Origin of the sequence: Gulosibacter macacae (genome assembly GCF_003865375.1) — a bacterium.
GTDB classification, from domain to species: Bacteria; Actinomycetota; Actinomycetes; order Actinomycetales; family Microbacteriaceae; genus Gulosibacter; species Gulosibacter macacae.
In genome coordinates, this window is the sequence record NZ_RQVS01000020.1 from 23,274 (window position 1) to 32,431 (window position 9,158).

Annotated in this window: 9 protein-coding genes; 8 read left to right on the plus strand and 1 reads right to left on the minus strand. The window is 67.8% G+C overall.

The window, feature by feature from the left end:
• Positions 1-42: 42 nt before the first annotated feature.
• From EG850_RS12140 to EG850_RS12175, 8 genes are all read left to right on the plus strand, one after another.
• Complete coding sequence (locus EG850_RS12140; RefSeq protein ID WP_124973852.1) at positions 43-1,050, plus strand: fumarylacetoacetate hydrolase family protein; 1,008 nt, start codon at positions 43-45, stop codon at positions 1,048-1,050.
• Positions 1,051-1,052: 2 nt separating this feature from the next.
• A complete protein-coding gene (locus EG850_RS12145; protein ID WP_185715065.1) occupies positions 1,053-1,661 on the plus strand; it encodes a cupin domain-containing protein in 609 nt (202 codons plus the stop codon).
• Positions 1,658-3,637: an acetoacetate--CoA ligase gene (locus EG850_RS12150; protein WP_124973856.1), complete on the plus strand. Its 1,980-nt coding sequence runs from the start codon at positions 1,658-1,660 to the stop codon at positions 3,635-3,637. Before EG850_RS12145 ends, EG850_RS12150 begins: the two co-directional genes overlap by 4 nt.
• Before the next feature lie 96 nt (positions 3,638-3,733).
• Complete coding sequence (locus tag EG850_RS12155; protein WP_124973858.1) at positions 3,734-5,077, plus strand: MFS transporter; 1,344 nt, start codon at positions 3,734-3,736, stop codon at positions 5,075-5,077.
• A 59-nt stretch (positions 5,078-5,136) separates the two neighbouring features.
• Positions 5,137-5,715, plus strand: a complete 579-nt coding sequence (locus tag EG850_RS12160; protein WP_124973860.1) for a TetR/AcrR family transcriptional regulator — start codon at positions 5,137-5,139, stop codon at positions 5,713-5,715.
• Positions 5,716-5,851: 136 nt separating this feature from the next.
• Positions 5,852-6,073 (plus strand): hypothetical protein, encoded by a 222-nt coding sequence (locus tag EG850_RS12165; RefSeq protein ID WP_124973862.1) that lies wholly within the window; start codon positions 5,852-5,854, stop codon positions 6,071-6,073.
• A 5-nt stretch (positions 6,074-6,078) separates the two neighbouring features.
• Positions 6,079-7,104 (plus strand): fumarylacetoacetate hydrolase family protein, encoded by a 1,026-nt coding sequence (locus EG850_RS12170; protein ID WP_124973864.1) that lies wholly within the window; start codon positions 6,079-6,081, stop codon positions 7,102-7,104.
• A gap of 168 nt (positions 7,105-7,272) precedes the next feature.
• Complete coding sequence (locus EG850_RS12175; protein ID WP_124973865.1) at positions 7,273-7,665, plus strand: hypothetical protein; 393 nt, start codon at positions 7,273-7,275, stop codon at positions 7,663-7,665.
• Here EG850_RS12175 and EG850_RS12180 read toward each other — a convergent pair.
• Positions 7,649-8,998: an IS256 family transposase gene (locus EG850_RS12180; RefSeq protein ID WP_124973867.1), complete on the minus strand. Its 1,350-nt coding sequence runs from the start codon at positions 8,996-8,998 to the stop codon at positions 7,649-7,651. The two genes, EG850_RS12175 and EG850_RS12180, sit on opposite strands and share 17 nt — an antisense overlap.
• Between the last annotated feature and the right edge of the window lie 160 nt (positions 8,999-9,158).

Here is a 9,158-nt window from a genome sequence, read left to right on the forward strand (position 1 = left end):
GCGTAGCGTATTCATGTACAACCACCACTCAGGAGGCAAGCAATGAAGCTTGGACGAATTGCCGTCGACAGTCCCGACGGCGAGCAGATCCGCGTCGTCGCAGTCGAGCCCGACGCCGGTCGCGTCATCGATCTCAAGAAGGCGTTTGCGCTCTCGCTCCAGCGCGGAGGTGCGACGGTCGACGGCTCGCGTCACGTCGCCGGTGCCCTGTTCGGCGATCTCACGCAGGGCATCGCCACGGGCGACTACTTCCTCGCGTCGGCACACGACGCGCTCGCCGCCGCCGATGACGCGTCGCTGCCCATCGAGGAGGTCTCCTGGCGCGCGGCCATCAAGCCGCCGGTCATCCGCGATGCGCTCACGTTCAACGGCCACATCAAGAACTTCTTCGGCAACGTGATGAAGTCGAAGCCGACCCGTGCCGTCTACGAGCGTCCGGGCTACTTCAAGGGCACCACGTCGACGATCTACGGGAACGACGAGACCATCCCCTATCCCGCGTTCAGCGAGAAGCTCGACTACGAGCTTGAGATCGGGTACGTCGTCGGCAAGCCCGGACGGAATCTCACCCCGGACGAGGCCTGGAGCCGCGTCTTCGGCATCACGATCTTCAATGACTGGAGCCTGCGCGACGTGCAGAAGCTCGAGTCGCCGATCGGCATGGGCGCGCAGCACTCGAAGGACTTCGCGTACGGCATCGGCCCGTGGATCACGACCATGGACGAGATCGACACCGTGATCGGGCTCAAGGGCCAGGTGCGCGTCAACGGCGAAGTGTGGTCGGACACGGCGGTCGAGGACTTCATCTGGACCCCCGAGGAGACCGTCGCCTTCGCGTCGGAACTCAACGGCCTCCAGCCCGGTGACCTGATCGGTTCGGGCACCATGGCGTTCGGCGCCGGCGTCGAGCTCGGCCGCTTCGTGCAGCCCGGCGATGTCGTCGAGCTCGAGCTCGAGGCGGTCGGCACGCTGCGCAACCCGATCGCTCCGGAGAAGGAGTCGCCGGCCTGGTGGCCGACGCCGCAGCACTACCCCTTCGAGGAGGAGTGACCGTGAGCACTCGCAAACCCGTCCGCAGGGTCGTGACCGGCCACGACGACCAGGGGCGCGCGATCATCCTGCGCGACGACGCCGACGCCCCGAACACGTTCACGTCAGAGACCATCCCGGGATTCGGGGCGAGCGTGGTGTGGTCGACTCCCGGTGGAGTCATCGACCACGTGGGCGACGACGACACCGCGCCCGCCGACGCGAAGATCGACTTCCCGGGGGTCGGCGAGACGGTCGTTCGTATTGCCGACTTCCCGCCGGACGCCGTCTACCCCGAGAACGCCAGTGAAGCCGTGTTCGACGAGATCGACGGGCATGACGAGCGCGACGCGGGCAGCGCCCATTCGCGGGCCAAGCACTTCTGGTTCCATCGCACGGAGTCAATCGACTACGCGGTCGTGCTCGAAGGCGAGATCACGCTCCTCGTCGACGAGGGGGAAGTGACGATGGGGCCCGGCGACGTCGCGATCCAGCGGGCTACCGCTCACGCCTGGTCGAACCGCACCGATCAGGTGTGCCGCATGATGTTCGTGCTCATCGGCACCGAACCGATCAGCCCCGATGAGATCGCCGCGCAACGCGCCGGCGCGGTCGCGGGCTCGACGCCGTGATCATCGACGTAGCCGCCGCTGACGGGGAGGTCATCTGGAGGCCCGAGGGGCGTTCGGATGACCTCCCGCAGACGGAGCGCTTCGCCCGATTCCTCAGGAACCGCGGAGAACCCCTGGGGGACGGCTACGAAGCTCTGTGGCAGTGGTCGGTCGATGACCCCGACGCGTTCTGGTCGGCGCTCGCCGAGTTCGCCGGCGTGCGCCTCGGGGGCGAGCCCGGGCCTGTTCGCGAGGGTGACACGATGCCCGACGTCACCTGGTTCCCCGGCCGCACCGTCAACTACGCCGAGCATCTGCTCAGCGCTCGAGAGGGCACCGCGCTCATCTCGGTCGCGGAGGATGGCGAACCGTACGAGGTCTCGCACGACGACCTCCGCGCGCAAGTCGGGGCGCTCGCGGCGCACCTGCGAGCGGTCGGCGTACGACCCGGCGACCGTGTCGCCGGGATCCTGCCCAATGTGTCCGAAGCGGCGGTGGCGCTCCTCGCCACCGCTGCCGTCGGCGCGGTGTGGTCGGTGTGCTCGCCGGAGTTCGGGCCGGGCGCGATCGTGTCGCGATTTCGGCAACTCGCGCCGAAGGTGGTCATCGCGGCACCCGGCTACCGGCTCGCCGGCCGAGACCGCGATCGCCGGGCCGAAATCGTCGAGGTCCTCGCCGAACTCGAAGACGTGCGCGAGGTCGTCTGGGTCACCGGTCGGGCGACGTCGGTCGCCGCGCCCGAGACCGACGTGCCGGCGGTGCGGTGGGACGACGTGGTGTCGACCGCCGCCGAGCTCGTCTTCGAGCGGGTCGGCTTCAGCCACCCCCTCTGGGTGCTCTTCTCGTCGGGAACCACCGGGATCCCCAAGGGCATCGTGCACGGGCACGGCGGGGCGTTACTCGAAACCCTCAACCTGCTGCTGTTCGGCGGCGATCTGCGCGCGGGCGACCGATTCTTCTTCGTCGCCTCGACGAGCTGGGTGGTCTGGAACTCGCTCATCGGGGCGCTGGCCGTCGGCGCGGTACCCGTGCTGCTCGACGGCAACCCCACCTACCCATCCGTCGATCGCGTGTGGGAGGTCGCGGCGCGAACCCGCGCGGCCGTGCTCGGGGTCGGCGCCGGATTCATCCACGGCTGCGCGAAGGCGGGGCTCGAGCCCCGCCTCGATCACGACCTCTCGGCTCTGCGCACGTTGCAGGTCACCGGGTCGCCGCTGTCGCCCGACGGCTTTCGTTGGGTCTACCGCAGTGTCGGCGATGTGTGGCTCGCCTCCATGAGCGGCGGCACCGACATCATCGGGTGCTTCGTCGGTGGGGCGCCCACCGAGCCCGTCCGCGTCGGGTACATCCAGGCCCCGGCGCTCGGCGTGAGCGTCGAGTCGTGGGACGAGCACGGCGAACCCACCAAGGGGAAGGGCGAGCTCGTCGTCACGAAGCCGATGCCCTCGATGCCGCTCCGGTTCTGGGGCGACGACGACGGTGCACGCTACCGGTCGAGTTACTTCGATACCTATCCCGGCGTCTGGCGTCACGGCGACTTCATCGAGATCTCCGAGCGGGGCATCCTCATCCTGGGCCGCTCGGACTCGACGTTGAATCGGCAGGGCATCAGGCTCGGCTCGGCCGACCTCTATGCCACGGTCGAAGCGGTGCCCGTCGTCGCCGAGGCGCTCGTCGTCGGCGCCGAGATCGGTGCCGAGGGATATTTCATGCCGCTGTTCGTGCACCTGGCCGAGGGCACCGACGAGAGCACGGCGGCCGACGCGATCGCCGCCGCGATTCGCCGCGACCTCTCGGCGCGCTACCTGCCCGACGAGATCGTGGTCATGCGCGGCATCCCCCACACGAAGACGGGGAAGAAGCTCGAGGTGCCGGTGAAGCGGCTCATCCAGGGCGCAGCACTCGACGAGGTCGTCGATCTCGGCGCCGTGGACGACCCGGATCTGCTGCGCGAGTACGCCGACTACGCGGCCCGCCGCGCGACCGCCACCGACTGACGACGGCGGGCGTCGCCGCTCGTCTCCTCCAATCCCATCCCGAGATCGCATCGGCACGCGCGACTGCGCTGACGTGCGACGACCACCGAGGTTCGCATGACCATGAAAACCGATCTGACCGCATCGACGCGGTCGACGAACGCTGCCCACCTCACCTGGCGGCACTGGCTCTATTTCGTCCTGCTCGCGGCGATCCTGCTCGCCGATGGCATGGATGTCACCATCGTGAGTCACACCTTCCCTTCGCTCATCAAGGAATGGGGCGTCGAGATCGGCGGCGGCATCGCCCTCGTCGTCACCGTCGGCTATCTCGCCATGGGGCTCGGTGCGATCGTGGGGGGCCGGCTCGCCGACCGCTACGGCCGCAAGAAGGTCGTGGTGGTGGCCGCGCTCATCATGTCGATCGGCACCGCGCTTGGCGCGACCGCCGCCGATTTCGGTCAGTTCACCGCGTGGCGCGTGTTCGCCTCGATCGGCATCGGCGCGGTGATGCCGCTGGCGATCACGCTGCTCGCCGATCTCGTGCCCGCGCATCGTCGAGGTGCCATGGTAGCGGCCGGCTACGCCGCGGTCGGTCTCGGCACCACGGTCGGCGCCGCGCTCGCTGCGGCGCTCATTCCGACACAGGGCTGGCGCGGGCTCATGATCGCAGGCGGGGTCGTGCCGCTCGCGATCATCCTGGTGCTCGCGATCGTCGTGCCCGAGTCGCCGTCCTTCTACGCCGCCCGCGGGAACGTCGAACGGGCACGAGGGCTCCTCGCAAAGCTCGACCCGACGGCGAGCCTCGAAGCGTTCGCGCGCCCCGACGCGGGGGAGCGCGCCACGCGCCGGGAAGCGCTCGCCGCAATCCTCGCCCCCGAGCGCCGCTGGACGACCCTCCTGCTCTGGGTGTTCGGGTTCTTCTCGCTCGGCACGCAACTGCTCATCGCGCAGTACCTACCGACGCTCCTGCAACAGCCGGTTCCAGGGCTCGACACCGTGCAGAGCAGCACGATTGTCGGGTGGTACGGCTTCGCGAGCGTGCTCGGCGCGATCGTGCTCGGTGTCATTCTCGGGCGAGTATCGCGGTTCTGGGTGATCGGGGTGAACCTCGTGCTCGCCGCCGTCATGCTCATCGTGGTGGCACTCGTCCCGAACCCGGGTTTCGAAACGCTCCTGCCTTTGCTCGCGGTGTTCGCGTTCATCGTGCCCACGGCCGTCGGTCCGACTCGCAATGTGCTCGCCGTCAGCGCGTATCCGACCGAGATCAGGGGCACCGGCGTCGGCGCGACCGAACTCAGCGCTCGATTGGGCTCCGCGACGGGAGGCGCGCTCGGTGGCACCCTCATCGGCGCCGGTCTCGGCCTCAGCGGCGTCATGCTGGTCTTGCTGGTGCCGATCGCGGTGCTGCTCGCGAGCCTGGTCGGTATCGGGGCGGCGGCTCGACGTGGCACGAGGTGAGGACGACTCGCGCCGACCGGTGCGGGACGTGCCGCACCGACTCGCCATAGGGTGGCAGCATGGCACTTCGCAGTGAGCACAGTCGGCAATCGATCCTTCAGGCGACGATGAAGCTCATCGACGAACGTTCGCCCGACTCGGTGACCGTGCAGCAGCTCTCGATCGAGGGCATCGCACGCGAGGCCGGAGTCAGCAAGACCACGATCTACCGATGGTGGCCGAACAAGGCGGACGTGGTCATCGACACGTTTCTTGAGCACCACATCCTTGCGACCCCGGTGCGCGAAGACCTGCCGGCGATTGAGGCGATGCGCGAGCACATCGTCGCGCTCGCGAACGTTTACTCGGGCTTCGAGGGGCGGCTCATGGTGCAGCTGCTCGCCGAAGCGCAATACGACGCCGACACGCTCGAGTCGTTCAAACGCCACTTCTGGCGGCCTCGTCGCGAAGCAGTCGCCCGACTCATCGAGCGGGCCCAGGCCGAGGGCTCATTGCGCGACGATCTCCAGCCCGAGTCGATCGCCGAAACCATCTACTCGCCCCTCTACTTTCGCCTGCTCTTCCAGGAGGGATCGTTCGAGACCGACGCCGTGCTCGCGGGCTTCGACCTCGTGATGCAGGGGGCCGCCCGCCGCTGAGTGAGTCGCTCGAGGGTCGGTCATCGGCAAGACCGATGGCCGGCATCGTCGATGTCGTCTTCCCGAATGGACTCGGCTCGACGACGGTGGAGGTGGCAGGACGACGAGGTTCTGCCCACGAACGGAGGATCCGACGATGCACGCACTGCCGCTCCACGCCAGCTCGACCCAACTCCCCGCCACCGGCCAACGACCAGCCGGTTTGCCCTGTGCCGGCGGCTGTGGTGCCGGGTCTCGCGACTCGGGCTGCCCCGTGCGCGGTCTGCGCCGCGTCGAGACCATCGCGTCGCTGGGACGCGATGGCCGACTGCCGGTACGCCGCGACGAATCGCTGGAGCAGTTTGAGCGGTCGGCGTGAGCGCGATGACCGACGCAGATCGCGCGTCCGACATCTTCGGGATCGGCACGTTCGATGCCGGGGCCGGTGTCTTCCCGGCCGTCGTCGTCGGCGACGAGGCCGCCGACCTACGGCCACTGCTGCCACACGTCGCACGCACCGGTGACCTGCTCGCCGAGTGGGACACCAACCTCGACGCCATCGCCGCCGCGATCGATGGCGGCGACGAGGCGGGGGAGCGCCTGCTCGAGTGGCGGTCGATCCGTGACCTGCACGCATTGCCGCCGATGCAGCCGGTGGGCCCGATCCTGGCGGCCGGGGCGAACTACCGTGAGCACATCCTGCAGATGAGCGTCGCGCACCGTCTCGGGCGGGAGGATGCGACCGAGCAAGAACTGTGGGATGAAGCCGCCATCGAGAACGACCAACGGCGTCGGTCGGGCGATCCCTACATCTGGACCGGCCTCCCATCGGCCGTGTGTGGTGCGTTCGATGACGTCCAGCTGCCCGACTACGGCGATGACCTCGACTGGGAAGTCGAGCTCGGCGTCGTCATCGGGCGGAGCTGTCACCGCATCGCCGCTGACGAGGTGCACGAGGTCGTCGCCGGATACACGATCGTGAACGACCTCACGGCCCGCACGCTGGTGCCGCGCCCCGATATGGCGCTGATCGGCACCGACTGGTTCCGGGCGAAGAATCAGCCGACGTTCTTCCCGACGGGGCCGGTGATCGTGCCCGCGCGATTCGTGCCCGACCCCACCGCGCTACGCATCCGACTCCTGCTGAACGGCGAGGTGAAGCAGGACTCGCTGACCGACGACCTGCTGTTCGACATCCCGAGCCTGATCGCCTACGCCTCGTCGGTCGCGAGACTGCAGCCGGGCGACCTGCTCATCACCGGCTCACCGGCCGGCAATGGCTCGCACTGGGGACGATTCCTCCAGGAGGGGGACGTGATGGAGGCCACCATCACCGGCCTCGGGACGCAGCGGAACCGAGTTCTCGCAGCACGTGGTGAGCAGCCGCCGTGGCAGGCGTCGCGCGCCTGACCGACACTCGCGCGGCGTCCCCTGGGCGTCCGCACCCGCACCCACGCGCCCCCGAGGCAGCGGGACGGAGAGCCGGCCCGTGCCCCGAGGAAGCGAGGAACGAGCGTCTCGAGGTGCGGCCGCGCAGGGTCGGTCTCGAATGTCGGTGGGTCGTGATCTGCTTGCAGCATGTCGAACCCCACCGATCTCGTCGATACGGCCGCTGAGCCGTTCGCGCGGTTCGGTGAGGACGCCGACGAGTGGCTGTCCGAGATCGAGTATCTCGACCGGGTCGAGGCCGACTGCAAAGCCCGTCGCCTGCGCGCGATGCGCGCGCTGCGCGACCACGCCGAGACCCTCTATCGCGCGGCTCACCCCGTCCCGGATGGGGTGTTCGAGCCGGTCCCCGCCGTGGTCACCGATGGGGTGATCGCCGAGATCGCGGCCGTGCGCTGCCTGTCCCGCGGCGTGGTGCAGCAGGAGATGGTCGAGGCCACCCAGATCGGGCGCCTGGACGTCGTGCAGGAATGGAGGGCTTGTCAATCGGTCTGTGTGCGGGGGTGGGTCACAGGTATCGGTTGATTCGGTCGGGGTACGCGACAGCGAGTTGGGCCGGTGCCTGTTTCCAGTTCGTCGTCACCTGGCCCTCGACGAGACGGCCAGAGGCTTTTCGCTTTCCGGTCGTGCCGCGTTCTTTCGCGCGTTCACGGGCGCGTTTGTCTTCGATATTGCAGATCGCCAGCCACAGCAGCTTGACCACGGAATCATCAGTCGGGAATTGAGAGCGGTTCTTCGTGACCTTGCGCAGCTGGTAGTTCAGCGACTCGATCGCGTTCGTCGTATAGATCACTCGCCGCAGCGCCGGTGGGAACGCCAGGAAGGGTACGAATCGGTCCCAGGCGTTCTCCCACACCGCTACCGCTGACGGGTACTTCTCGCCCAACGAAGAAGCGGCGAACTCGGTGAGCGCCTGTCGCGCCGTGTCTTCGTTCGCTGCGGTATAGATCGCTTTGAGCTCCCGGGAAACGGCTTTGCGGTCGCCGTAGGCGACGAATCGATTCGCGGCTCGGATCAGGTGGACGACACAGGTCTGGACGAGCGAGTTCGGCCAGGTCGCCTCGATCGCTTCCGGCAGTCCGGTGAGCCCGTCGCAGCACACGATCAGCACGTCTCGGATACCGCGGTTGGCCAGCTCGGCGCAGACATGGGCCCAGAACGAGGCGCCCTCGGTGTTCTGCACCCAGATTCCCAGCACTCGTTTGATGCCGTCCATGTCCACCCCGACAGCGATATGAGCGGCCTTCGATCTCACGTGACCGTTGTCACGGACCTTCACCCGGATCGCGTCGAGGTAGATCACGGGGTAGAACTCTTCCAAAGGCCGGTTCTGCCATTCCAGCACCGCGTCGAGCACGGCATCGGTGATGTTCGCGATCGTTTCGTGGGAAAGCTCGGTGCCGATCGTCGACACCAGGTGGTGCTGGATATCACGGAACGTCATCCCGCCGGCATACAGGCTGATGATCATGTCATCGAGCCCGCCGAGTCGGCGGGATCCCTTCGGCACTAAGCGCGGAGTGAACGACCCGTCCCGATCACGGGGCACCGCGATCTCGACATCACCGGCCTCCGACGCCACGGTCTTGGCGTAGGAGCCGTTGCGTGAGTTCGCAGTGGCTTTCGCATCCCGGTCGCCGGGCCCGTAGCCCAGGTGCGAAGTCATCTCCGCTTGGAGGCCGCGCTCAAGCGTCTCCTTGATCAGCGCCGGCACCAGCCCGCCATCACCGGTGAGCTCGACTTCACCGGTATCGATCTTCGAGAACAACTCATCCAGCGCCCCGGAATGCTTCAGCTGCTCGACGAGCTCAGCAGCAGACTTCGGATTCCGATGTGCATCAGTCACAGTCACCATCATGTCCTCTCATGAGTGACCCGGTACACAAACCATCTGACACCCCCCGATGACCCGCCCCAGACCCCTCAACAGTCCCGGCCGAGTCACCACGGGAATTGCCACCACGCTATGGGACTCGCCCCCGCGGTCCTCGTGGCGGTAGGCGGCGATCATCCGCTGG

Coding starts and splice junctions, on each gene's coding strand:
- EG850_RS12165 (WP_124973862.1), top strand. CDS start 5,852: ATGCACGCACTGCCGCTCCACGCCAGCTCGACCCAACTCCCCGCCACC.
- EG850_RS12155 (WP_124973858.1), top strand. CDS start 3,734: ATGACCATGAAAACCGATCTGACCGCATCGACGCGGTCGACGAACGCT.
- EG850_RS12140 (WP_124973852.1), top strand. CDS start 43: ATGAAGCTTGGACGAATTGCCGTCGACAGTCCCGACGGCGAGCAGATC.
- EG850_RS12175 (WP_124973865.1), top strand. CDS start 7,273: ATGTCGAACCCCACCGATCTCGTCGATACGGCCGCTGAGCCGTTCGCG.
- EG850_RS12180 (WP_124973867.1), bottom strand. CDS start 8,998: ATGATGGTGACTGTGACTGATGCACATCGGAATCCGAAGTCTGCTGCT.
- EG850_RS12160 (WP_124973860.1), top strand. CDS start 5,137: ATGGCACTTCGCAGTGAGCACAGTCGGCAATCGATCCTTCAGGCGACG.
- EG850_RS12170 (WP_124973864.1), top strand. CDS start 6,079: ATGACCGACGCAGATCGCGCGTCCGACATCTTCGGGATCGGCACGTTC.